24 protein-coding genes are annotated in these 23,515 nt (G+C 72.8%); 12 read left to right on the forward strand and 12 right to left on the reverse strand.

Translation table 11 applies throughout. The features are described 5' to 3' along the window. Positions 1 to 20 precede the first annotated feature (20 nt). A complete protein-coding gene (locus tag IF29_RS0102825; protein ID WP_030248980.1) occupies positions 21 to 1,052 on the forward strand; it encodes a transporter substrate-binding domain-containing protein in 1,032 nt (343 codons plus the stop codon). Positions 1,053 to 1,111: 59 nt separating this feature from the next. Here the strand turns inward: IF29_RS0102825 and IF29_RS0102830 are convergent, their stop codons facing one another. After that, the gene (locus IF29_RS0102830; protein ID WP_030248983.1) at positions 1,112 to 1,537 is read right to left on the reverse strand and encodes a DUF3592 domain-containing protein; all 426 of its coding nucleotides are present in this window, start codon (positions 1,535 to 1,537) and stop codon (positions 1,112 to 1,114) included. 87 nt (positions 1,538 to 1,624) lie between these two features. On the opposite strand from IF29_RS0102830, the gene IF29_RS0102835 reads away from it, so the two are divergent. Further along, positions 1,625 to 2,158 carry a GNAT family N-acetyltransferase gene (locus IF29_RS0102835; RefSeq protein ID WP_030248987.1) on the forward strand — a complete coding sequence of 178 codons (534 nt, stop codon included), beginning with the start codon at positions 1,625 to 1,627 and terminating at the stop codon, positions 2,156 to 2,158. Positions 2,159 to 2,268: 110 nt separating this feature from the next. Then, complete coding sequence (locus IF29_RS0102840) at positions 2,269 to 2,697, forward strand: nuclear transport factor 2 family protein (RefSeq protein ID WP_030248990.1); 429 nt, start codon at positions 2,269 to 2,271, stop codon at positions 2,695 to 2,697. Between the two features lie 620 nt (positions 2,698 to 3,317). On the opposite strand, the gene IF29_RS0102845 is transcribed toward IF29_RS0102840, so the two are convergent. Then, complete coding sequence (locus IF29_RS0102845) at positions 3,318 to 4,097, reverse strand: class I SAM-dependent methyltransferase (RefSeq protein ID WP_030248993.1); 780 nt, start codon at positions 4,095 to 4,097, stop codon at positions 3,318 to 3,320. 231 nt (positions 4,098 to 4,328) lie between these two features. Further along, complete coding sequence (locus tag IF29_RS0102850; RefSeq protein WP_030248996.1) at positions 4,329 to 4,784, reverse strand: RrF2 family transcriptional regulator; 456 nt, start codon at positions 4,782 to 4,784, stop codon at positions 4,329 to 4,331. A 150-nt stretch (positions 4,785 to 4,934) separates the two neighbouring features. Here IF29_RS0102850 and IF29_RS0102855 point away from each other — a divergent pair, with 150 nt between their 5' ends. After that, positions 4,935 to 5,855: a nitroreductase/quinone reductase family protein gene (locus IF29_RS0102855; protein ID WP_030248999.1), complete on the forward strand. Its 921-nt coding sequence runs from the start codon at positions 4,935 to 4,937 to the stop codon at positions 5,853 to 5,855. Positions 5,856 to 5,990: 135 nt separating this feature from the next. Beyond that, positions 5,991 to 6,401 (forward strand): MarR family winged helix-turn-helix transcriptional regulator, encoded by a 411-nt coding sequence (locus tag IF29_RS0102860; protein ID WP_037594199.1) that lies wholly within the window; start codon positions 5,991 to 5,993, stop codon positions 6,399 to 6,401. Positions 6,402 to 6,411: 10 nt separating this feature from the next. Here the strand turns inward: IF29_RS0102860 and IF29_RS0102865 are convergent, their stop codons facing one another. Further along, on the reverse strand, positions 6,412 to 7,086 hold the full coding sequence (locus IF29_RS0102865) for an MOSC domain-containing protein (RefSeq protein ID WP_030249004.1): 675 nt from the start codon (positions 7,084 to 7,086) through the stop codon (positions 6,412 to 6,414). A gap of 70 nt (positions 7,087 to 7,156) precedes the next feature. Here IF29_RS0102865 and IF29_RS0102870 point away from each other — a divergent pair, with 70 nt between their 5' ends. After that, positions 7,157 to 7,909, forward strand: coding sequence for a class I SAM-dependent methyltransferase (locus IF29_RS0102870; RefSeq protein ID WP_030249006.1), 753 nt, complete (start codon positions 7,157 to 7,159; stop codon positions 7,907 to 7,909). 12 nt (positions 7,910 to 7,921) lie between these two features. Here the strand turns inward: IF29_RS0102870 and IF29_RS0102875 are convergent, their stop codons facing one another. Continuing rightward, positions 7,922 to 8,602 carry a hypothetical protein gene (locus IF29_RS0102875; RefSeq protein WP_030249009.1) on the reverse strand — a complete coding sequence of 227 codons (681 nt, stop codon included), beginning with the start codon at positions 8,600 to 8,602 and terminating at the stop codon, positions 7,922 to 7,924. Then, the gene (locus IF29_RS41505; protein WP_063757413.1) at positions 8,599 to 9,138 is read right to left on the reverse strand and encodes a sigma-70 family RNA polymerase sigma factor; all 540 of its coding nucleotides are present in this window, start codon (positions 9,136 to 9,138) and stop codon (positions 8,599 to 8,601) included. The genes IF29_RS0102875 and IF29_RS41505 overlap by 4 nt, the downstream gene beginning before the upstream one ends. Positions 9,139 to 9,278: 140 nt before the next feature. Between IF29_RS41505 and IF29_RS0102885 the strand changes: the two genes are divergently transcribed. Then, complete coding sequence (locus IF29_RS0102885; RefSeq protein ID WP_030249015.1) at positions 9,279 to 9,656, forward strand: RidA family protein; 378 nt, start codon at positions 9,279 to 9,281, stop codon at positions 9,654 to 9,656. An 18-nt stretch (positions 9,657 to 9,674) separates the two neighbouring features. Here the strand turns inward: IF29_RS0102885 and IF29_RS0102890 are convergent, their stop codons facing one another. After that, complete coding sequence (locus IF29_RS0102890; RefSeq protein ID WP_063757417.1) at positions 9,675 to 10,457, reverse strand: TetR/AcrR family transcriptional regulator; 783 nt, start codon at positions 10,455 to 10,457, stop codon at positions 9,675 to 9,677. A 242-nt stretch (positions 10,458 to 10,699) separates the two neighbouring features. Between IF29_RS0102890 and IF29_RS0102895 the strand changes: the two genes are divergently transcribed. After that, positions 10,700 to 12,913: an MMPL family transporter gene (locus tag IF29_RS0102895; protein ID WP_037594203.1), complete on the forward strand. Its 2,214-nt coding sequence runs from the start codon at positions 10,700 to 10,702 to the stop codon at positions 12,911 to 12,913. Here the strand turns inward: IF29_RS0102895 and IF29_RS0102900 are convergent. Further along, a complete protein-coding gene (locus IF29_RS0102900) occupies positions 12,889 to 14,229 on the reverse strand; it encodes a glycoside hydrolase family 3 N-terminal domain-containing protein (protein WP_157623541.1) in 1,341 nt (446 codons plus the stop codon). The two genes, IF29_RS0102895 and IF29_RS0102900, sit on opposite strands and share 25 nt — an antisense overlap. Before the next feature lie 145 nt (positions 14,230 to 14,374). Next, on the reverse strand, positions 14,375 to 15,238 hold the full coding sequence (locus tag IF29_RS0102905) for an ATP-grasp domain-containing protein (RefSeq protein ID WP_198037248.1): 864 nt from the start codon (positions 15,236 to 15,238) through the stop codon (positions 14,375 to 14,377). A 146-nt stretch (positions 15,239 to 15,384) separates the two neighbouring features. Here IF29_RS0102905 and IF29_RS0102910 point away from each other — a divergent pair, with 146 nt between their 5' ends. The 3 genes from IF29_RS0102910 to IF29_RS0102920 all read left to right on the forward strand — a co-directional run bounded on the left by IF29_RS0102910 (position 15,385) and on the right by IF29_RS0102920 (position 19,706). Continuing rightward, the gene (locus tag IF29_RS0102910) at positions 15,385 to 16,221 is read left to right on the forward strand and encodes an SAM-dependent methyltransferase (protein ID WP_332262524.1); all 837 of its coding nucleotides are present in this window, start codon (positions 15,385 to 15,387) and stop codon (positions 16,219 to 16,221) included. 111 nt (positions 16,222 to 16,332) lie between these two features. Then, on the forward strand, positions 16,333 to 18,663 hold the full coding sequence (locus IF29_RS0102915; protein ID WP_030249031.1) for an FUSC family protein: 2,331 nt from the start codon (positions 16,333 to 16,335) through the stop codon (positions 18,661 to 18,663). A 164-nt stretch (positions 18,664 to 18,827) separates the two neighbouring features. Next, the gene (locus IF29_RS0102920; RefSeq protein WP_030249034.1) at positions 18,828 to 19,706 is read left to right on the forward strand and encodes an oxidoreductase; all 879 of its coding nucleotides are present in this window, start codon (positions 18,828 to 18,830) and stop codon (positions 19,704 to 19,706) included. A gap of 314 nt (positions 19,707 to 20,020) precedes the next feature. Here the strand turns inward: IF29_RS0102920 and IF29_RS0102925 are convergent, their stop codons facing one another. The 3 genes from IF29_RS0102925 to IF29_RS0102935 are packed head-to-tail and all read right to left on the reverse strand — an operon-like array spanning position 20,021 to position 22,477. Then, the gene (locus IF29_RS0102925) at positions 20,021 to 20,683 is read right to left on the reverse strand and encodes a response regulator transcription factor (protein ID WP_030249035.1); all 663 of its coding nucleotides are present in this window, start codon (positions 20,681 to 20,683) and stop codon (positions 20,021 to 20,023) included. A gap of 14 nt (positions 20,684 to 20,697) precedes the next feature. Next, a complete protein-coding gene (locus tag IF29_RS0102930; RefSeq protein WP_051724808.1) occupies positions 20,698 to 21,978 on the reverse strand; it encodes a sensor histidine kinase in 1,281 nt (426 codons plus the stop codon). Between the two features lie 40 nt (positions 21,979 to 22,018). Then, positions 22,019 to 22,477: a hypothetical protein gene (locus tag IF29_RS0102935; protein WP_037594107.1), complete on the reverse strand. Its 459-nt coding sequence runs from the start codon at positions 22,475 to 22,477 to the stop codon at positions 22,019 to 22,021. Positions 22,478 to 22,683: 206 nt separating this feature from the next. On the opposite strand from IF29_RS0102935, the gene IF29_RS0102940 reads away from it, so the two are divergent. Further along, positions 22,684 to 23,505, forward strand: a complete 822-nt coding sequence (locus tag IF29_RS0102940) for a class I SAM-dependent methyltransferase (RefSeq protein ID WP_030249044.1) — start codon at positions 22,684 to 22,686, stop codon at positions 23,503 to 23,505. Positions 23,506 to 23,515: the final 10 nt, after the last annotated feature.

The raw sequence follows: 23,515 nt of genomic DNA on the forward strand, positions 1-23,515 counted from the left end.
AGCCAAGTCCCAGGAGAACCATGTCCAGCGCCGTGTCCAGACGTGTCCGCCTCATCCCCGCCACCGCCGCTCTGAGCGCCCTCGCGATCGGCCTGACCGCCTGCGGAAGCACCACCACCGCCAAGACCGAGACCGCAGCCGCCGCCGCACCGGCGGGGAGCACCGTCGTCGCCGTCGGCGCACTCTCCAACGGGGCCGCGACCGAGGTCGACCTCACCGTCGCCCAGGTCGACTCGATCCGGGCCGAGCTGCCCGCGTCGGTACGCGACAGCGGCGAGCTCACCATCGGCCTCGGCCTGCTGCCCGCCGGCTCTGCGCCGCTGGGCTACACCGGCTCCGACCAGAAGACCCTCACCGGCTCCGAGCCGGACATCGGCCGCCTGGTCGCCGCGGTCCTCGGCCTCAAGCCGGTGCTGGCCAACGCGACCTGGGACAACCTCTTCGTCGGCATCGACAGCGGGAAGACCGACGTGGGCTTCTCCAACATCACCGACACTGAGCAGCGCAAGACCAAGTACGACTTCGCCAGCTACCGGCAGGACAACCTCGGCTTCGAGGTCCTCAAGAGCAACAGCTGGAACTTCGACGGCACGGCGGAGAGCCTCGCCGGGAAGACCGTCGCCGTGGGCGCCGGCACCAACCAGGAGAAGATCCTGGAGAAGTGGCAGTCCACCCTCAAGGCCGAGGGCAAGACCCTCACCATCAAGTACTACCCCGACGCCAACACCACGTACCTGGCCCTGGACTCGGGCAAGATCGACACCTACTTCGAGCCCAACCCCGAGCTCGCCTACCACATCACCCAGACCGCGAAGACGCCCAACCCGACCCGGAGCGCCGGCAAGTTCTCCGGCGCCGGCGCCAGCCTCCAGGGGCTGATCGCCGCCACCACCAAGAAGGGCGACGGCCTGGCCAAGCCGCTCGCCGACGCCATCAACTACCTCATCAAGAACGGCGACTACGCCAAGTGGCTGGCCGCCTGGAACCTCTCCAACGAGGCCGTCCCCACCTCCCTGGTCAACCCGCCCGGCCTCCCGCTCACCAACTCCTGAGCAACCGTCAGGGCCGTCCGCCCCGTCCTTCTGTGATCGCGGAGGGACGGGGCGGACGGTCACCGCAGTCGGACGATTGCCAGTACGGCGGCAGACAGACAGGCGACCGCGAACCCGGTTCCGCACAGTCCGAGGAGTACCGCGCCCGGCAGGTTCGGTGGCAGGTCCGCGAGGACCGCGTCCTGCGGACGTTCCGGCAGGTAGCGGACCGGGACCTGATCGCCGACGGCCCGAGACAGGCCGGACTCGTCGTTGGTCAGCATCCTTCGGCCGTCCACCGTACGGAAGGCCACCACCGCATGCTGCACCCCGTCGCGGCCCTGATCCCCGGGAACGGTGTAGACGTGCAGCACCTGCCCGTCCGCCGGCAGCCCGTCACTCAGGGTCCGGCGCGTCCGCACCCTACGACGGACCGCCCGCGCGCCGATCACCAGGACCAGCAGGCCGGCCACCCCGCAGAGCAGGGCGAACGCTCCGAGCGCCACAGCGGACCACCTCCGGGTGCGAGAACCGCTCGGGACATCCGCGTATCCCGGTTGTCCGCAGGTCGACCCGACAAGGATCATGGCGTGATGACTGATCACTTCGCCCCGACATCGCGGACCGTGTTGCGACTCACGGAGTATACGAAGGCCGACCAGACGGAGATCCTCGGCGACGGCGCCGATCCCTTCGGAGTGGCGGAGGCCGGACTGACGTGGCTGCCCAAGAAGGACCACTTCGGTATCAGGCAGAACGGCCGCCTCGTCGCCCATACCGGTCTGCTGCAACTCCCCATCGTGATCGGCGCTGTCGAAACGGAGGTCGTGGGCATCGGCGGAGTGGCCGTCGCGCCCGATCTACGGGGGCAAGGACTCGCACGGTCGGTCGTCTCCGCGGCCCTGGACCACGCACGGACGATGGGTCCCCGGTTCGGGCTCCTGTTCTGCCGACCGCCGCTCGTCCCGCTCTACCAGCGACTCGGCTGGCACCTGCTTGACCAGGACGTCCAGGTCGAGCAGCCGGAGGGACCCGTGACCATGCCGCTGCGGACCATGTGGACGCCGCTCCACGACGGCGCCTACTGGCCTGCCGGAGCGGTGCGGCTGCACTCGCTCCCGATGTGAGAGCGAGGGGCGGATTCGGTTCCTCTCGCGGCCAGGCACCGACAGTGGATCAAGTGACCATGGCGGGAACCCGCTAGCCCGCCCGGACGGGCGAGCCTAGGCTCGCGGCCATGACTTCGCAGCAGAGCCGTGAGCTCGTCCAGGGCGCATGGCGGGCGTTCGCATCCCGCGACCCGGAGCAGGTCTCGGCAGTCTTCACCGAGGACGCGGAATGGTTGGCCCCGGCGGGCAACGCGACAGCCGTCGCACTCGGCGGGAGCAACCACATGGTCGGGAGGGAAGCCATTGTGCACTTCCTGACCGTCGACTTCCCCCGGCTCTTCACCAAGGACGTCACCGTCACCTTCCGTGGCTTCCACGCCGACGGCGACGTCGTCGTGGTGGAGGAGACCATGGAGGCCACGCTGTCCAACGGGAACAGCTACAGCAACGACTACTGCTTCATCTTCGAGCTGCGCGACGGACTGATCCACCGGGTACGCGAGTACATGGACACGGCCCGCGGCGCCCGCATGGTCTTCGCTGGCCAGGACGGGTGAGCGCTGGGTTGCTCGGAGCGCCCCACGTTTGCAACGGCAGCGTGTGGTGACGCGAGTCGGCCGCCGTCTCCCGGGCTCGCGCCCGGAAAGAAGCGGCTTCGCCGCGCGACAAGGGCAGGGGGTGCCCGGGCCCGGCGCGAAGCGTGCGGCGAGGGCGCGAGGCTGGGGCGCGTGCGCCGTTCTGGGCCGTTTTGGGGTCTCGACCTGCGTTGGGGTCACTGAATTCGGGCATACCGGTCAGGGATTGTCGGACGAGTGACCCCAAAGCCCGGGTGATCGGGCGAACCGGGGTCACTTTCGGGACAAGGGGTCACTTGATCTTGCCCATTTGCCCGATTCATCCGCACTTGCCCGTACCAAGAATGACCCGACGTACCAAAAGTGACCCCAGTTCAGCCGCAGGCACCACGCAGGAACGTTTCCGCAGCCCCGCCCGGAAGGGCACCGACCCGCCGCCCGGCAGCGCACGCCCCACCACCCGCCCCGCTCCTCGTCGTTGGCCGTGAGCGACAGCGAGCCACCCCAGCCCGGCACGGAGCGGCGCGCCCCATGGAGGTGACGGTGGGTCAGCGGGAGCAATCGCGCACCGGTCACTCCGCCGCTGGATGGGGGCTCGGTCGCTACAGGGTCCCGGTTCCGTCGCTGGTCCCGGTCCCGGTCTCGGTCTTGCGCTGGAACAGGGCTGTCCAGAGGAACGGCTCGCCGAACAGCGAGGACTCGGGGGGCTCGTCGCGCATGCGGCGCAGTTCCACTTTCGTCAGTCCGGAGAAGATCCAGCGCAGGGACTCCGGAGTGTAGGCGAGGCCGCCGTGGAGGCGGCCCTCGCGGTAGAGGTCGGTATCGGGGAGTTCGGAGCCCATCGCGCCGGACGCGAAGCAGGTGAGGGCCAGGTGGCCGCCCGGGGCCAGGACTCGGTCAAGGAGGTCGAGGTAGCTGATCCTGCGATGCGGCGGCAGGTGGTGGAAGCAGCCCGAGTCGCAGATCAGGTCGTAGGGCCCGGTGAGCTCAGTGGCGGTGAGGGCGAAGGCGTCGCCGCAGCGGAATCGGACGGCCGTCGCCGCTTCGCTGTCGCGGGACCGGTCCTCGGCCCAGGCGATGGCGGCGGGGGAGAGGTCGACGGCGTCCACCTGGAACCCCTGCGATGCCAGGAACAGCGCGTTCCGGCCGGGGCCGCAGCCCAAGTCGAGGGCCCGACCCGGCGTGACCAGGCCCCGGTCCAGGTAGGAGGCCAGGTTCTCGTCGGGCTTGGCGACGAAGAACGGGATCGCCCTGGAGCGGTCCGCGTAGAAGCCGTCCCACCAGGGGCCCCCGTTGGCCGCCGTCCAGCGGTCCGCCTCGGGGGCGAACAGGTCGTCCAGCAGCCTGAGTACGTCCTCGACCGTGCGCATGTTCCGGTCCATCCGACCGACGACCCCCTTCGACGATGACCGGATGCTACTGACGGTTTCGGCGAAGGGCCAGCTCAGGGCGGGTGGCCGCAGGTCGCGTGGGGCCGTCCGGCGGTGGTGGCAGAGGGGGTGGGCCTCTGGGCCCGGGCCCCGCCCGCGCGATCGGCCCTACCCCCGTACGGCTTCGTCAAGGGCCCGTTCCCGGTCGGGTCCAGCCATGTTTTTTCGCGGATTCAGCGGATGTCAGCGGGGGAGCCAGGCGTCCGGGGTGGCGGCCATTTTTCGGACGTGGGGTGGGAGTCGGCCGCTGAGGACCTGGGCGAGGGTCGTCTCGTCGAGGACGCGGCGCAGGCTGGCTCGGGCGGCGACCCAGACCTCGGGGAGGTGTTCGGCGGCGCCGGCGTAGGCGGTCTCGTGCGGGCGCAGGCCGCGGACCTCGGCGAGCGGGCCGTCGACGGCGCGGATGACCGACCCCAGGCTGATCTCGGTGGCGGGCTTCGCCAGGGTGTAGCCGCCCTCGGCGCCGCGGTGGCTGCAGACCAACCCGGCGTGGCGGAGTTCGACCAGGATCGTCTCGACGAACTTCCGCGGCAGCCCCTGATGGTCGATCAGGACATTGGCCTTCACCAGCTCAGGGCCATGGGCGGCCAGCTCGAGCATGGCCCGTACCGCGTAGTCCGCCTTGGCCGAAATCTGCACGGTTGATGCTAACAGCGGTGGTGCCGCCGGGGGCGGCTCCTGCCGTTCGCCGTTGCGTGTGCCGGTCCGCCGATGCTGTAATACATTTGCTTGCAAAGCAAAGCTAGCGAGGGCTCCGCCGGATGCGCGGGCCCCGACGGAGGAGTCGGCATGGGCTGGAACGACCAGATCATCAACGAGTTCCGGGAGAACAACGGCCGGGTGGGCGGCATGTTCGAGGGGGTCCCGCTGGTGCTGATCACCACGGCCGGGGTGCGGAGCGGAAAGCCGCACACGACCCCGGTCGTGTGTCTGCGGGAGGGCGGGCGGGTGGTGGTCTTCGGCTCGAACATGGGGAAGGACCGGCACCCGGACTGGTACCGCAACATCCTCGGCACCGCGCAGGTCACCCTAGAGACCGGGACCGAGGAGGGCCGGGTGAGGTCCTACTCCACCCGCGCGGTCGTCCTCCAGGGCGAGGAGCGGGACCGGCTGTGGGAGCGGCAGTGCGCTCTCGACCCGGCCTTTCGCGCCTACCAGGAGAAGACCGAGCGGCAGATCCCGGTGATCGCCCTGCATCCCCTGGACCTGTCGGCGGACCCGGCCCGGACCCGGCTGGTCGGGGAGCAGCTGCTGGCGCACCACCGGGACCTGCGCGCCGAACTCGCCCGGCTGCGCGCATCGCTCCTCGACCCGGCGTCGGCGCCAGCGTCCGCGTCGGTGTCTACGTCCGCGTCGGCGTCGGCGCCGGCGTCCGAAGGGCTCGGACCGGCCGCGCAGCTGCGCCGGCACTGCCTGGCCTTCTGCTACGGACTGCAGCTGCACCACACCCGCGAGGACGGTGCCTTCACGGAGTTCGAGCGGGTGTACCCGCACCTGGTTCCGGTGATCACGCGGCTGCGTGCGGAACACGCCGTCGTGGAGCAGGGCCTGAGGGAGTTCGAAGAGCTGCTGGACGCCGCGCCCAGCGGTGCCGACGGCGAGGTCGGGTCGGTCCGTGCCGAGCTGGAGCGGGTGGTGGCCGATCTGGAGCAGCACTTCGCCTACGAGGAGGAGCAGCTGCTGCCCGCCCTGCGCGGCGACGTCGGATAATCTGGCGGCTCAGGGAAGGCCGCGCACTGGGCGCTGAGCCGGCTGGGAAGGGGTGCTGGAGTGGCGACGGAGCCCGGCTTGGACCCCGTTCCGGATCCGGGCAGCGGTCTCAGCACCGACGACGCGATCCGGGCCATGCTGCTGCTGATGCCCAGGGTGGCGGCCCGGATCAAGCGGATCCCGCTGCCGGAGCGGCTCCAGTCGATGAAGTTGGCCCCCCGACACCTGTCGCTGCTCTCGTACCTGCTCTTCGACGGGCCGATGCCGGTCAGTCAGCTGGCGGCCAGGCTCGAAGTGGCGCCCACCACGGTGAGCCTGATGGTCAGTGACCTGACCCAGCAGGGCGTACTGGAGCGGCGCGACGATCCGGAGGACCGGCGGCGGACCATCGTGGCCCTCAGCGAGGACCCGGAGACCCGCTCCGCGATCGAGCGCTGGCTGGCGAACGGCGCCCGTGCCTGGCGTGCGGCCTTCGATCCGCTGACCCCGGCCGAGCGGGCGGTCTTCGTCCGCACCATGGAGGCCTACGAGGGCGAGAGCAGCTGACGCCCACCCGCTACCCGGACTCCTGCCCGGACCGCTTGGCCAGGCGTCGGCGGACCAGCTCCTTGTCCTCCTCCGGCAGCGCGTCGGCGACCAGCAGCCTCGGCAGCAGTTCGGGTTCGAGCGTCGCCGCGCGGAAGACCAGCCCGACGGTGACGTCGTGGTCCGGCCGGTGGCCGATCTCCACGCGGTCGCCGGCGCTGATCTCGCCCGGCTCGATCACCCGCAGGTAGGCGCCGGGCACCGCGGCCTGGGTGAACCGCTTGATCCAGCCCTCGCGCCGCAGCCACCCCTGGAAGGTCGAGCACGGGATGCGGGGGCAGGACACCTCCAGGACCACCTGCGGGCCGATGTGCCAGCGCTCGCCGATCAGGGCGCCGGTGACGTCCAGGCCGAGCGTGGTGAGGTTCTCGCCGAAGGCGCCGCCGGGCAGCGGTCGGCCCAACTCCGCCTCCCAGCCGTCGAGATCCTCCCGGGCGTAGGCGTAGACGGCCTGGTCGTAGCCTCCGTGATGGTCCACGTCGTAGACGCGGTCACCGGCGAGGCCGACCGCTCCGGTGCCCTTCGGCCCCGGGGCGGTGACCGCCACTGGGCCGTCGACCGGCCGCTTGTCGATCCCGGTGTCACCGGGACCGCTCTTCCACGGATTCGGCTGGGGCCGGCCGACATTGACCGAGAGCAGTTCCATGCTGGCGAGATTACGGTTCGCCGCGGGTTCCAGTCGATCCATTTTCACTCTCGCGATCTACACTGTCGCGATGTTCTCCGACGCCGATGCCGCAGCCCTCTACGACCTGCTCAACCCCTGGGACCCGGAGCGCTTCCCCAGCGACGCCTTCTACGACGGACTGGTCCGCGACGCCGACGCGGTGCTGGACGTGGGCTGCGGTACCGGCGCCATGCTGCACCGGGCCCGCGAGTCCGGCCACACCGGCCGGCTCGTCGGGATCGACCCCGACCGCGCGGCGCTGGACCGGGCCCGACGGCGCAGCGATGTCGAGTGGGTGCTCGGGGTGGCCGCCGATGCCGCCTGGGACGGTGAGTTCGACCTGGCGACCATGGTCAGCCATGCGTTCCAGTGCCTGGTCGGCGACGACGAGCTGCGCGCCTCGCTCGCGGCGGTCCGTACCGCCCTCCGCGACGGCGGCCGGTTCGCCTTCGAGACGCGCCACCCGCAGGCCCGCGCCTGGGAGTCCTGGGAAACCGACCCCGCCGCGCCGGTCGACGACGCCGACGACATCGTGGACCCGAGCGGGCGCGTCCTGCGCTCCTCGCACCACGTCGAGTCGGTCGTCGGCGACGTGGTGACCTTCACCGAGACCACCACCGACAAGGAGCACGGCACCGTACTGCGCGTGGACCGCACCAGCCTGCGCTTCCTGGACGTCCCGACACTCGCGGACTTCCTGGCCGAGGCCGGCTTCGCGATCGAGGCGCAGTACGGCGACTGGCACCGGGGCCCCCTCACCGGTACCAGCCGCGAGATCGTCACCGTCGCACGCCGGGTCTGAGCCCGGGGAGCGCTAGCTGCCGGGGTTCGGAGCGGGCGCCTGGGTGCTGCAGACCAGCGGTACCCCGGTCGGCACCAGGCGCTCGACCGAGCCGGGACGCCCGTGGGTGACCGCCAGTTGAGCCGGCGTCAGGTAGCCGATGAACAGCTGCTCGCCCTTGGGCATCGCCGAGGGGACGAAGACGAACTCGACCCTGCCGCCGCTCAGCGACTCGCCCTTCATGACCTTGTCGACCCCGGCCCCCACGCCGCTGGGGTCCAGCGTCCCGTGGTCGGCCGGCCCCCGGCAGAACTCCCCGGTCTTCACCAGCACCGGGAATCCGGCCCTGGCCAGGGCTGCCTGGAGGCCCGCGCTGTCCTCGAAGTACTTGGCCTTGTCCCAGGTCACGTGGATGGTGCCGTCGGCGTTGCTGTCCACGGTGTAGGCGGCGGTGTGGATGTGCACGGCGGCTGTCTGGGAGCCGCTGCCGCCGGCCGTGGGCGGCGCCGTCGACGGGTTGCCGTAGGTCGTCACGCCCAGCGCCAGGCCCGCGGCCGCCGCGGCGGCCACGGTGACCTTGGCCAGGCGCCGACGGCGCCCGCGCGCGCGGCCCGCGGCCACGATCTGCTCGACCGGGGTCGGCATGCCGACCCCGGCCAGCGATGCCTTCAGTGTCTCCAGGACCTCGGTGGTCCCGGGGGTGTCCTCGTTCATGGTCCGACCTCCAGATTGTCTGCCAGGTTGTGCGCCAAGTCGTCCGCCAGGCTCCCCGCGCCGACGAAGTGGTCGCGCAGTGTCGCCACGGCGCGTGCCAGATGTGCGGTGACGGTCCCCGGCGCGATGCCGAGGGCCTGGGCGGTGGCTCGGGTGTCCAGGTCCAGGAAGACCCGGAACGCGATCACCTCCCGCTGCCGCTGCGGGAGTGCGCGCAGCGCGGCCAGCAGGGCCGGGTCCAGGCCGGATGGGTCGACCGCGGCCACTGCGGTGTCCGCGGCCTCGTCGGCGCCGTCCCAGACGACCTCCCGGCGCCGCCTGCGCCACCAGGACACCCTGGTGTTGAAGGCGGTGCGGACGACCCACGCGCGCGGCGCGGGATGCGCGCGCACCACCTGCCAGGAGGTCCAGGCCCGGGTGAACGCCTCTGCGACCAGGTCCTCGGCCAACTGCCGGTCACCCACGCCGGCCAGCACCGCCCTCAGGCAGGCGTCCCGGCTGGCCTCGTAGAACTCGCTGAACTCCAGCTGCTTCACACCCGCTATACGCTCGGGGGCCGCGATTCGCTTACCTGGCGGACGAGGCCGCTCTGGCATGATCTCTCCCGCTGTCGGTGGGTCATCGATGGGTGCCAGGGAGGGGAGGACCAGTGCAGCACTTCGAGCGTCCCGAGGGGATGCCTCCGGTGAACGGTTACAGCCATGCGGTGGCCGCGGCCGGGACGGTGGTCGCCGTCTCGGGGCAGGTGCCGCTGGACGCGGAGGGACGGCTGGTGGGGGAGGGTGACGCCGCGGCCCAGGTCCGGCAGGTGTTCCGCAATCTGGTGGCCGCGCTCGGAGCGGCCGGCGCCGGGCTGGAGCACGTCGTGAAACTCACGGTGTTCCTCACCGATCTGGGCGACCTCCCGGCCTTCCGCCAGGCGCGTGACGAGTTCCTCGACCCGAAGCGCCTGCCGGCCTCCTCCCTGGTCCAGGTCGCCGGTCTGGTGCACCCGGGATTCCTGGCGGAGATCGACGCCCTCGCGGTCATCCCTACGACTGCAGAAGCTGTCTGACGGACCGTCGGAGCGCGGTCAGGCCCCGGCGCCGGAACCGGAACCGGGGCCGGTGCTCGCGGCGAGGCCGGCGGCGAGGGTCGCCGTGGCGTCGTCGACCATCCGGCGCCGGTCCGCCTCGGGCAGGTCGCGGATCGGGCCGTCCAGCAGGAGTGTGGTCAGGCCGTGGACCATCGCCCAGGCGGTGATCTCGGCGCCGGGGCGGCGGGCCGGGGCGATCAGGCCGGCGGCGAGCATGGAGTCCAGGACGTCCACCAGTACCCGGTAGGCGCGCTCGGTGCCGAGGTCGAACGGCTCGGGCTCGGTCGGCGTCCCATCGGCGGTCCCGGAGTGGCAGAAGGCGGTACGGAACAGGCCGGGGGCGGAGAGGGCGAAGTCGACGTAGCCGTGGCCGATGGCGCTCAGCCGTGCCCGTGCCCGTGCCTGTGCCCGCGTCCGCTGCTGCCCGCCACCGCCGTCGGCCGCCCCGGGTGAGCGGTGTTGGTCGGCGTCGGCGTCGGCAGCATCGGCGTCGTCAGCGTCAGCGTCGGCCTTGGCGACCGCTGCCGCCAGGGCGTCGGCGAGGTCGGCCAGGGCCTCGTGCTTGACCGCCTTGAGCAGGTCGGCGTGGTTGGCGAAGTGCCGGTAGGCGGCCGTGGGGGAGACCCCGACGCGACGGGCGGCCTCGCGCAGCACGACGGCTTCGGGTCCGCCCTCCCTGGCGAGTTCCGCCGCGGCGGCGGACAGCGCATTGCGCAGGTCGCCGTGGTGGTAGGCGCCGCGTGGGGGCGTTCGTTCCGAGGTCGTCCGTTCGTGCTGCACCTGACCATGCTGCCGCATGTTGACGCCGTCAGCATCCGTGGCGCTAGGATGTTCACGCCGTAAACATCTATCGTGAGCGCACACCCGGGGTGGGGTAACCAGTGAACGGACCGTCAGTCCAGCCGGACCACGCAGAGCTCGCAGAACCCGTGGAACCCGCAGAGTCGGCTTCCACACCGCCCACACCGCCCACACCGCCCGGCCCGGCCGGCCCGCCCGGCCCCCCGGGCCCGCGCGGTCCGCTGGCCCGGCTCGCCGGCCTCGCCCACCGGCGCGCCCGGCCGCTGCTGGTCCTCGCCGTCGTCGCGCTGGTCGCCGCCGGGGCGCTCGGTGTCGGGGCCTTCGGCAAGCTGCAGAACGGCGGCTTCGACGACCCCGCCTCCCCCTCCAGCCGTGCCGCGCAGCTGCTGGACTCCCGCTTCGGCGGCACCACCGACCTGGTGCTGCTGGTCCGTCCCAGCGCCGGCGGCAGCGTCGACACCCCCGCAGACACTGCGGCCGGCCGGGCGCTCACCGTACGGCTCCGGGCCGAGCCGGGGCTGACCCATCTGGCGTCCTACTGGGACCCCGGCACGGCCGCCGCCACCGCGGCGCTGCGCAGCGACGACGGCACCGCAGCGCTGATCGTCGCGCACGTCGACGGCAGCGAACAGCAGGCGTCCAAGACCGCCAAGGCACTGATCTCCCGCTACGCCGGGGTCCACGACGGCCTCAGCGTCCAGGCCGGCGGTCACCGCGGCGTCAACAACGACGTCTCCAGCCAGGTCACCAAGGACCTCGCGCTCGCCGAGGGCATCGCCGTGCCGGTGACGCTGCTTCTCCTGGTGCTGGCCTTCGGCAGCCTGGTCGCCGCGCTGCTGCCGCTGGTCATCGGCGTGATCGCGATCCTCGGCACCTTCGCCGAGCTGGACCTGCTCGGCAGCGTCACCAGCGTGTCCGTCTTCGCCATCAACCTCACCACCGCCCTCGGCCTGGGCCTCGGCATCGACTACGCGCTGCTGCTGGTCAGCCGCTTCCGGGAGGAACTGGCCGCGGGCCGGGAGACCCCGGAGGCGCTGGTCGCCACGGTGCGCACGGCCGGGCGCACCATCCTCTTCTCGGCCGCGACGGTGGCCACCGCCCTCGCCGCGCTGCTGGTCTTCCCGCCGTTCTTCCTGCGCTCCTTCGCCTACGCCGGCATCGGCGTGGTCGCCATCGCCGCGCTGGCCGCCCTGATCGTGGTTCCGGCGCTGCTCGCGGTCCTCGGTCCGCGCGTCAATGCCGGACGGCTGCCCTGGCCCCGCACCACCCCGGGCGTGGCCTCACCGCGCTGGGGGCGGCTGGCCGCCGCGGTGATGCGCAGGCCGGTCCGGTGGGCGCTGCCGGTGCTCGCGGTGCTGCTGCTCGGTGCCGCGCCGCTGCTCGGGGTCGCCTTCGGCACTCCGGACCAGCGGGTCCTGCCGACCAGTGCGCCCAGCCGCCAGGTCGCGGACGTACTGGCGGCGCACTTCCCCGGCAATGACACCACCGCGCTGCAGGTGGTCACCGACGGTCCGGTCGACGGCGCCCACCTGGACGCCTACGCCCGGACGCTGTCCCGGCTCCCCGGCGTCGGCAGCGTCAGCTCCAGCGCCGGGACCTTCCACGACGGAGCGCCCGTCCCCGGCGTCCCGGTCCCGGCCGGCTACGGCACCGCCTCCGCGCAGCGGCTCACCCTCGCCACCACCGACGACCCGCACTCGACCGCGGCCCAGAACCTGGTCGACGCGGTGCGGGCGGCGCCGGCGCCGGTGGCCGGGGTCCGCAGCTACGTCGGCGGTGACGCGGCCGTCCTGGTCGATGCCAAGCACACCATCGGCAGCCGCCTGCCCTACGCCGTCGGGATGGTCGCGGCCACCACCTTCGTGCTGCTCTTCCTGTTCACCGGGAGCGTGCTGCAGCCGCTGCGCGCCCTGCTGCTCAACGCGATCAGCCTCAGCGCCGCGCTCGGCGCGATGGTCTGGATCTTCCAGGACGGCCACCTCGCCGGACTGCTGGGCTTCACCGCCCAGCCCATGGACACCTCCATGACGGTGCTGATGTTCTGCGTCGCCTTCGGCCTCTCCATGGACTACGAGGTCTTCGTCACCAGCCGGATCAAGGAGATGCACGACGCCGGCGCCGCCCCCGGCGAGGCCGTCACTGAGGGCCTGTCCCGCACCGGACGGATCGTCTCCACCGCGGCCGGGCTGCTCGCCGTCAGCTTCTTCGCCTTCGGGACCAGCAGCATCAGCTTCCTGCAGATGTTCGGCATCGGCACCGGGCTGGCGGTGCTGCTGGACGCGGTGCTGGTGCGCGGTGTCCTGGTCCCCGCGGTGCTGCGGCTGCTCGGCGACCGGGCCTGGTACGCACCGGCGCCGCTGCGGCGGCTGCACGACCGGATCGGGCTGGCGGAGGCGGAGAGCCCCGGCGCTCAGCCCCGGCAGAGGTCTACCTGACGGGCCGACAGAACCGAGGTCGCGGCGGAGAGCAGGCGGGTGCGCGGCAGGCGCCCGTCCGCCACCGCCGCGACCTCGGCCGAGGCGATGGCGGAGGTCTGCGCCTGGACCGTGGGGCCGAGGTCAAACATCACCATGTCCGCTCCGGCCCGCAGCGCCTGCACGGCCGCCTGCGGCATGCTGTAGCCGGCCCCGGAGACGGCACCGGCGCTCAGCGAGTCGGTGAGGACCAGCCCGTGGAAGCCGAGCCGTCCGCGCAGTTCGGTGCCGATCATGGTGGCGGAGAGCCCGGCCGGCAGGGTGGTGAGACCGGGGACGGAGTCGTTGGACATCATCACCGCCGGGGCGCCCGCGGCGATCGCGGTGCTGAACGGGGTCAGGCCGCCGTTCAGCTCGGCGGACCAGGGCACGGTGTGTGCCGGGGCGAAGTCGGAGTTGACCGTGGAGCCGCCGAGCCCGGGGAAGTGCTTCAGGACCGGGACGACGCCGGCCGAGCGCAGGCCGTTCATGAAGGCGACGGTGTCCCGGGCTGCGACAGCGGGGTCGCCGCTGAAGGAGCGCAGCCCGTCCGGGTTCCCCCGGCCGGGGACCTCGCCGCTGCCGTCGACGTCGGCGACCGGGGCCAGGTCCATGTTGACCTGGGCCGCCGCCATCCTGGCGCCGACCCGCGCCGCCGCCTGCCGGATCTGGTCGGGGGTCCAGTGCGCTCCCATCCAGCCGGGCCAGGGCAGCGAGCCGACCAGGTTGTCCATCCGCTGGATGGCGCCGCCCTCCTCGTCGGTCATCACCAGCAGTCCGATCCCGCCGGGCACCTGCTTCTTCAGTGCGGTGAGGTCGGCGCCCAGCCCGGACGGGGCCGAGGAGCCGAACAGCAGGACGCCGCCGGCGCCGGCGGCCACCTCCGGGGCGACGCTGCCGACGGCGTCCTCGGACGCCGGCACCGCGATCGTCAGCATGGCCAGCCGCCGGTCGGACCAGCCGGCCAGCCGCGACGCGTTGGTGCAGGAGGCCGGTCCGCCGGACGCCGACGAAGCCGGGGCGGCCGGGGACGCGCCGGGGACCGCGGAGGACCTGGACGGCGAGGGGCTTCCGGTCCTGCTCGGGCTTCCGGCCGCCGATGCGGATCCGGAGGCCCGGGAGTCCGCGCTGATGCGGTGGTCCGTGCCTCCCCCCGCGCCGCAACCGGTCAGAACCAGGGCCGCACCGGCCGTGAGCGCCCCGCCACGGACCGCGACCCGGACCGCGACCCGGACGGTGGCCGGGCGGAGACGGTGGGCGAGGGCGGACAAACGGGTGGATGTGGCGCTATGCGGCATGCTTTCACCGTAGTGCGGGATGCCGCCGGGTGCGTCCGACACGACGGCGGAGTCCGGTGAGGATCTCCGGCGGCCCCCTCCCGAGCGGGTCGTCCCTCCCGAGCGGGTGGTTTTCTCCCGAGCGGCTTAGCCCCTCGCGAGCGGCTCAGCCCCGCCCGAGCAGGTCGGCCAGGACCCCGGCGTAGCGGCCCGCCGCCTCCGGGTCCGCGGCCAGGAACAGTTCCGGCTCGATCAGCTCCAGCTCCATCACCGCCGGGCCGTCCGGCAGCTGGACCAGGTCGACCCGGGCGTAGCTGGTCGCCGCCGGGGCCGCGGCGAGGGCGGCAGCGGCGACGGCCAGTTCGGCGGCGTCCGGGGTGTGAGGCTGCACCGATCCGCCGTGGTGCAGGTGGATGCGGTACTCGCCGGCCGCGGGGACCTTGCGGACGGCGTGGCTGAAGGTGCCGTTGAAGTGGATCAGTGAGGTCTCCCCGCGGGCGAGCACCGACTCGGCGAACGGCTGCACCAGGGCGTCGCCGTGCCCGGTCAGCTCGGCCAGGTGGGCTGCCGCGGCCCGGTCGTCGGCGAAGGAGCGCAGGGCGCCGCGCGCACCCGCCGACACGGCCGGCTTCAGCACCACCTCGCCGGCGCCGAACGCGCCGAGCACCCGGGCCCGCTCGGCGTCGGAGGCGCCCCGCGGCACCAGCCGGGTCGGCAGCACCGGTACGCCGGCCGCCGCCAGTTCCACCAGGTAGCCCTTGTGGCTGTTCCAGAGCAGCACCTCGACCGGATTGCGCAGGGTGGTCAGCTTCGCCGTCCGCTCGGCCCAGGCGGTGAACTCCTCCCGCCGGGCCCAGTAGTCCCAGGTCGTGCGCACCACGGCGAGACCGTACCGACCCCAGTCGAGGGGTTCGTCCCAGGGGTGGATCTCCACAGTGAGGCCCAGCCGGGCCAGCTCGGCGACCAGCAGGCCGTTCTCCGGCACCTCGCGGGGCATGGTCCGACCGGTGAGCAGTGCGATATCAGCCATGGTGGTCATCCTAGGAGCGGTGTTCGTCGACGGATCAACGGATAAGCCGACGGATAAGAGCTTCCTTCAAATGACGGGATGTCACTTTGCCCAGTGGTGTCAGGTCGTACGCTGATCGGAGTGACCACGAAAGGTGGGGGAGCCCAGTGGCCGAGGACAGCAGCTGGATGACGGCGGGGGCCGGGGAGTGCGCGCCCTCGGCCGAACTCCACCCGGAGATAGCCCACCCTGCGCGCATCTACAACGCACTGATCGGCGGCAAGGACAACTTCGCCGCGGACCGGCTGGTGGCCGAACAGCTGAGCGCGGCCGTCCCGGAGACGGTCGCCGGGGCCAAGGCCAACCGGGCCTTCCTGGGCCGGGCGGTGCGCGCCGCGGCCGCTCTGGGGGTCCGCCAGTTCCTGGACATCGGCACCGGCATCCCGACCGCCGGCAACACCCACGAGGTGGCCCAGGCCGTCGACCCGTCCGCCCGGGTCGCCTACGTCGACAACGACCCCATCGTGCTGGCGCACGCCCGCGCGCTGATGAGCGGGAGCGGCCACGGCGCGACCAGCGTCACCCGGGCCGACCTGCGCGACCCCGAGGCCCTGCTGGCCGCCCCCGGCGTACGCGACCTGCTCGACTTCACCGAGCCGGTCGCCCTGATGCTGGTCGCGATCCTGCACTTCATCAGCGACGACGAGGACCCGTACGGCATCGTCAAGCAGTTGGTGGGGGCGCTGCCCGTCGGGAGCCTGCTGGTGCTCAGCCACGGCAGCGGGGACCTGGTCACCCCGGAGCAGGCCGAGCGCGCCGAGCGCAGCTACGACCCGGCCGCCGCCGGTATCCACCTGCGGACCAGGGACGACGTCGCCCGCTTCTTCGACGGCCTGACGCTGCTGGACCCCGGCCTGGTCATCGCCCCGCACTGGCGTCCGGACACCCCGCCGGACGCGGCGGCCGACCGGCTGGGCATCTACACCGGCCTGGCCCGGCTCTGACGGACCGGGCCGCCGACGGAGCGCTGCGTCGGCAGCCGCGGTTTGACCGCTTTGCCCGACGAAGAGCACCATGATCCAGGAGACGGTCACGACACCAATCCAGGGGATCGTATGCGAGCGGCCCGCCGGGCGTGGGACGAGCTGTGGGACCGGTACAGCGCCTCCGATCCCGGCCTGATCCGGCTGCTCAACGCGCTCACCACGGTCGGGGCCATCCTGCTCACGCTGGCGGTGCTGTCGGCCTTCGGCACCCCGGTCCCGCTGCTGGTGGCCGGGGCGCTGACCGGGATGGTGGCCTCGTTCGCGGTCAGCGACCCCACCCCGCGGGAGCAGGCGGTCACCCTGGGGCTGGGCTACCTGGTCGCACTGGTGGTGGTCGGCCTCGGCGCCGAGCTCTACCGCTACCGGGCCGCCTCCGACCTGGTGTTCCTGGTCCTGATCTTCTCGGCCGTCTACATCCGCCGGTTCGGCTCCCGGGGCACCGGCATGGGGCTGATCGGCTTCCAGCTGTTCTTCGTCTCCCAGTTCACCCATGTCACCCCGGCCGTGCTGCCGCGGATGTACGGGGTGATGACGGTCGCCTTCTGCGCCTCCGCGTGCGTCAGGTTCGGGCTGGTCAGAGCCACGCCGCAGCGCACCCTGCAGCGGTTGCGGCGGGCCTTCCGCGCACGCCTGGCCGATCTGGTGGACGCACTCACCGAGGTGGCCGGGGCCGCGCCGGGATCCCGCACCGAGGCCCAGGCGGCGCAGCGGCTGCACACCCGGACCGCGCGGCTGCACCAGTGCGCGCTGATGATCCAGGCCAGGCTGGAGAACGGCGCCGCCGACCCGCGCACCGCCTCGCTGATCCAGCGCCGGATCGCCGAGGCCGAGATCGCCGGGGAACGGCTGAGCGTGCTGCTGCTCAAGGCGCTGCTGCAGCAGCCCCGGGCCCAGGACATCACCCTGGGGCTGCACCTGCCGATGACGCTGCCCGCACCGCTGCTGCCGGGGGCCCCGGAGCGCTCGGAGCGCCCGCAGGGCTCGGAGCGTCCGGAGCCGGACGACGAGGCCCGTCCGATGGTGCGTGACCTGGCGGCGCTGCGCCGCATGGTGGTCCGGTCCACCTCGGCCGCGCAGGACGAGTCGGCCGGCGCCTCCGTCGAACGGCTGCTGAAGTACCGCGACGGCGTCGGCCTGCCCGACGCCGTCCCGGCCGACCAGGACGTCCACCGGGCCATGGGCGAGCTGGCCCGGGCCGTGCTCGGGCTGCGGCTGGCGCTGGGCACGTCCGACGAGCCCGAGGACGAGCCGGAGACCACCCGCTCCACCGAGGAACTGGAGGCCGAGGACGTCTCGCTGCAAGCCGACGAGGACCGCTCCGAGGAGCGGGTGGGCCTGGACCGTCCCAGCACCAGGACCGCCTTCCAGGTCACCGTGGGCTCCGCGCTGGCCATCCTGGGCGGCGAGCTGCTCTCCACACAGCGCTGGTACTGGGCCGTGCTCACCTGCTGGGTGGTGTTCCTGAACACCTCCTCCACCGGCGAGATCCTGGTGAAGGGCTACCGCAGGCTGGCCGGGACCATCGGCGGGGTGGTGGCCGGCATCGGCCTGGCCGCGCTGGTCGGCGGCAACACCTGGATCGCGTTCGCGCTGGTCATCCTGTTCATCTTCGGGATGTTCTTCACCGCGCCGCTGTCGTACATGCTGATGTCGTTCTTCGTCACGGCGATGCTCGGGCTGCTCTACACCCTGCTGCACACCTACAGCGCCTCGGTGCTGCTGCTACGGATCGAGGAGACGCTGCTCGGCGCGGCCTGCGGGCTGATCGCCGCGGTCGTCGTCCTGCCCACCGACACCCGCAGCCGCACCGACGACCTGCTGCTGGACGTGTTCGAGCGGCTGCGGTCCTCGCTGGCGCTGAGCGTCGCCGCGCTGGGCGGCCATCCGCCGGGGGACGACCTGCTGGACGCGGCCCGGGAGTTGGACACCGCCCTGGACAAGCTGCGGGCCTCACTGCAGCCGCTGACCCATCCGGCCAGCCCGCTGCGCAACCGCCGCCGCCAGGCCCGGTACGTCCTCGGCCTGTTGGAGACCTGCGCCTACCACGCCCGCAGCCTCGCGGCCACGGCCGGCTTCGTCCCCACCGTGCTGACCGGCGACCCCCGGCTGATCGAGGCCGGCGGGCAGTTGGACGCCAACCTCGGCGTCCTCAGCGACTTCGTCCGCAGCGAGGGCGGCACCCGCGGCCGCCTGAGCAGCGCCGCACCCAGGTTCGCGCCCCCGGCGGATCCGGCCGCCCCGGGGCCCCAGGGCGCGCGGGACGCGGTGGTGACCGCCCGGGTGCTGCGCCATCTGCAGCGACTGGACGAGAACATCCTCGCGCTGGGACGCCCGCTGGGGCTGGGCAGCGCGAGCGCCGAGCGCACCGAGGGGGCCGAGCGGGCGGAGGCCGAGCGCTAGCCGCTGACCGCCGGGCGTCGCAGGGCTCGCGGCCGAACATCCACGAGTGTCGCGCGCCCCCTCCCGCCGGGGCCGACACCTGCCGATAGTGGGAACAGCGGCGGTCACCGCCCCGCCGCACCCCGCACCGCTCCCGGCCGAACCGCTCGTGAAGGAGCCCGCCCATGGCCACCGAGACCTGGACCCCAGCCCACCTCCCCGACCTCTACGGCCGAACGGCCGTGGTGACCGGGGCCTCCGGCGGACTCGGCGCGGACACCGCCCGGGGTCTGGCCGCCGCCGGGGCCCGGGTCGTCCTGGCGGTGCGCGATCCGGAGAAGGGCCGCGCGGTCGCCGACCGGATCGACGGCGAGACCGAGGTGCGCGCCCTGGACCTCGGCGATCTGGCCTCGGTCCGCGCCTTCGCCGGGGCCTGGAGCGGACCGCTGGACCTGCTGGTCAACAACGCCGGGATCATGGCCGTCCCGCAGGGCCGCACCGCCGACGGCTTCGAACTGCAGATCGGCACCAACCACCTGGGCCACTTCGCGCTCACCAATCTGCTGCTGCCGCACATCGTCGGACGGGTCGTCACGGTCTCCTCGGGGCTGGCCCGGAACGGACGGATCGACCTGGACGACCTCAACTGGGAGCGGCGGCCCTACCGGCCCTGGCGCGCCTACAGCCAGTCCAAGCTGGCCAACCTGCTGTTCACCCTGGAGCTCCAGCGCCGGCTGGCGGCCGCCGGCAGCGAGGTGCTGGCCCTGAGCACGCACCCCGGCGTGGCCGCCACCGGGCTGACCCGGTCCATGGGCCGGCTGCAGTCGGGCTTCATCGGTCTGGGCATCCGTCTGGTCGGCCAGCGGGAACCCGCGTACGGCGCGCTGCCCACGCTCTACGCCGCCACCCAGGACCTGCCCGGCGGCAGCTACGTCGGCCCCGGCGGGCGCAGCGGGGAGCGTCCGCGCGAGGAGGAACCCGTCGAAGCGGCCCGCGACCCGGAGCTGGCCCGGCGGCTCTGGGAGCTGTCCGAGAAGCTGACCGGCACGGCGTTCCCCGGCTGAAACCTGCCGGCCATGAGTAGATCCCGATCGGTAGGCGTACGACATGTTTTGGCAGCTTTCCCGTAACGGGCGCAGTGCAGAGTAGTTCTCGGCGGCAGGCGGAGGAGTGAGGAGCGGCTCCCGAACCCCTCGCAGTCGTCGCTGGACCGCAGCTGCCGTGTCCTGTCCCTCACCCTCGCTCAGGGGGCTGGGGACGGCGCTCGACTGCGGTGGCCCTGTGCGGCTCCCGGGTGGGGGAGCCCCAGCGCAGACCGGTAGGGTCGGCCCCGGGTGGGGGTCCGGCCCTACCGGCGTCCCTGCACGAACTGAGACGATCAGCGGCCCGGACGGGTCGGGGTGAGCAGACCGCGGTTGTAGCCCTCGGCCACCGCGGCGGCGCGGTCGCCGACGCCGAGCTTGGCGTAGATGTTCAGCAGATGGGTCTTGACGGTGGCCTCGGTGATGAACAGCCCGGCCGCCGCCTGCCGGTTGGTCCGGCCGGCCGCCACCAGTTGCAGCACCTCCAGCTCCCGCTGGCTCAGCGGCCCGGTCTCCGGGGTGCGCACCCGGTTCATCAGGGTGGCGGCCACGGCGGGGGACAGCACCGCCTGACCGGCCGCCGCCGCCCTGACCGCACGCAGCAGTTCCTCCCGCGGGGCGTCCTTGAGCAGGTATCCGGTGGCCCCTGCCTCGATGGCGGGCAGGACGTAGCTGTCGGTGTCATAGGTCGTCAGGACCAGGACCCGGACCGGGATGCCGCGCCGGGCCAGCTCGGTGATCGCGGTCAGGCCGTCCGTGCCCGGCATCCGAAGGTCCATCAGGACCACGTCGGGGCCCAGCTCCTGGGCCAGCCGCACCGCCTCGGCGCCGTCGCCGGCCTCGCCGAGCACCTCGAAGCCGGAGTCGGCGGCGAACATGCCGATCAGGCCGTCGCGGACCACCGGGTGGTCGTCCACGATCAGCAGCCGGATCGGGGCGCCGGTCTCGGTGCGGTTCATCCTCGGATCTCCGTTCATGCCGGCACCTCGGTGGGTGCGACGGGGACGCAGGCGGAGACGCCGGTCCCCGCTCCCGGTTCCGACTCGATCTGCAGGGTTCCGTTCAGGGCCTCGATCCGCTGGCGCATGGCCACCAGTCCGAAGCCCCCGTTCCGGGTCTCGGCCGGCTCCAGGTCGAGCCGGGCCGGGTCGAAGCCGGTGCCGTCGTCGCGCACGTCCAGGGCGACCTGCTCGCCCAGGTAGGAGAGGGTCACCCCGACCCGGCCCGCGCGGGCGTGCTTGGCGATGTTGGCCAGCGCCTCCTGCGCGGTGCGCAGCAGCGTCAGCTCGGTCTCCGGCGCCAGCGGCAGGGCCGTCCCGGTGGTGGTCACTTCGACCCTGACGCCGTTCAGCTCGGACCAGCGGTCGGCCACGTCGGCCAGCGCCCCGCTGAGCCGCGCGGTCTCCAGCGGCTCCGGCCGCAGCGCGTCCACCGAGCGCCGGGCCTCGGACAGGCTCTCCCTGGCCAGCCCCTTGGCGGCGGCGATGTGCCGCTCGCGGGCCGCCGGGTCGCTCTCGGCGTGCTCGGCGGCCTGCAACTGGGTGACGATGCCGGTGAGGCCCTGGGCCAGCGTGTCGTGGATCTCGCGGGCCATCCGCCGCCGTTCGTCGCGGACCCCGGTCTCCCGTGCCCGCGCCAGCAGTTGGGCGTGCAGGCCCTCGTTGTCGGCCAGGGTCGCCTCCAACTTCCGGTTGGCCGCCGCCAGTTCCTCCAGGGCCTGGCGGCGCTGCTCGGACTGCTCGCTGCTGCTCTGGTCGCTCCAGGCCAGCCCGCACATGGCCAGCACGTTGACGGCGATGATCAGGCCGGTGGCGGTCAGGCCCAGCGCGCTGGACCTCGGGATGCCGGCCGCCTGCGCGGTACCGGCCAGCACCGCCACCGCGGCCACCCCGGCCAGCCGCCCGGGCCAGGGCAGCAGCACGAACGCGTACGGGTAGCCGACCAGGGCGAAGATCCCGAAGGAGGCGTCCCGCAGCACCAGGGCGCCCATGACCAGCACCAGCCCGGTGAAGAACAGCGCCATCATCCGGGGCCGTCCGGTCCACCGCGGATGCAGGGTGAACATCCACAGGATCCAGGCCGCAGCCAGGGCGCACAGCGCCAGGTCGATCCGCAGCACCCCGGCCGGCGGCCGTCCGTCGAAGATCCGGAACCCGGCCAGCACGGCCAGCAGCACATAGGGCACCACGGTCAGCACCGGGGACCAGCGCGGCTCACGTGGATAGGCCCGGATGCCTGTCTTCCGACTGGTCATCCGGGCCCTCCGGTTCTGGGTCATCTGCTGCCGCAACAATCTAACCGCGCTGGGCGGTGGCGGCGCCGCCGTCCGCGAACAGCGAGCGCAGCCGCGCACCGTTGGCGACGACGGCCACCCCGATCAGGGCCAGTCCGCACACGGCCTGGTCGGCCTTCATCCACAGCGGGAACGGCCCCGGCGCCGCGATGATCGCCACGATGGCGACCACCATCACCGCGGAGATGATCCGCAGCCGCCGGTAGGCCCCGCGCGAGCCGCGTGCGGCCCGGGCGGCGAGCACGGTGGTGACCAGCGCGCTGGCGACCACGATGGTGCCCCGGATCCAGACCGCCGAGTTCACCACCCCGCTGTGGTTGCGCAGCAGCACGATCGCGACCAGGGTGACCACGCTGACGGTCAGGTAGCCGCGCACCAGCAGCGTCAGCCGGCGCAGCGCGGTACGGGTCTCGGGGTGCTCCAGCAGTTCGGAGTCGGGGGCGGGTGCGGTGGCGTTCATCTCGGTCCCTCGTTTCGGCGTCCATCGCGTGTCGATCGGATGCCTTCAGACTGGCCCGGGCACCCCCGCCCCCACATCGACCGATCACCCGTCCCCACGGCTGATCCGCGCACCCCACCGCCCGGATGACCCACTCAACCGATCGGTTGATTCGACGGCCGGCCGGACCGTGCTGCCGTGCGCCGCAGGGGTGGCAGACTGACGCGGTGTCGACTGGAGCTGATGCGGTGCCTGCGGGGCGCCGGATGTCGTTCAATGCCGCTGCGAGCACCTACCGGCGGGGGCGGCCGCCGTATCCGGAGGCGGTGTTCGAGCTGCTGGGCGGGCGTTGCGGGCTGCGGCCCGGTGCCCGGGTCCTGGAGATCGGCGCCGGTGCCGGGCTGGCGACCGGGCGGCTGCTGGCCGCCGGGGCGGAGGTGGTCGCGGTCGAACCCGGCCGGAGCCTGGCCGCGATCCTGACCGCCGACCACGGGTCCGACCGGCTGGAGGTGGTGGTCTCCGACTTCGAGACCGCCGAACTGCCGGGCGGCTTCGACCTGGCGGTGGTGGCGTCGGCGCTGCACTGGCTGGACCCGGTCGGCTCGACCGGGAGGATCGGCGAACTGGTCCGGCCCGGTGGATGGCTGGCCGCCTGGTGGACCGACTTCGGCGACACCAACCGGCCGACGGTGTTCCGGGACCGGCTCGACGACGTCTACCACGACCTGCTGCCGGCCGAACCCGGCTACCGCGCCAGCCGCTCCTACGCCCTCGACACCGACCGCTGGCGGCGGCAGCTGACCGCCGGCGGCTGGTTCGAGGACGTCGCCGTCCAGGTCGTCGAGTGGAGCCAGATCCTGACCGCGCAGTCCGCCCGCGACCTCTGGTCGACGTTCCCCAACATCGCCGAACTGGCCCCGCCGGCCCGCGAGGAGTTCCTGACCCGGCTCGCCGCGATCGTCGACAGCGAGGGCGGCCGGGTCGACGACCCGCGGGTGACGGTCGTCTACACCGCCGCCCGCACCGAGCTGGAGGCCGCTGCCGGGTAGGGCGCCGGAC

Origin of the sequence: Streptacidiphilus jeojiense (assembly GCF_000719095.1) — a bacterium.
Lineage (GTDB): Bacteria > Actinomycetota > Actinomycetes > Streptomycetales > Streptomycetaceae > Streptacidiphilus > Streptacidiphilus jeojiensis.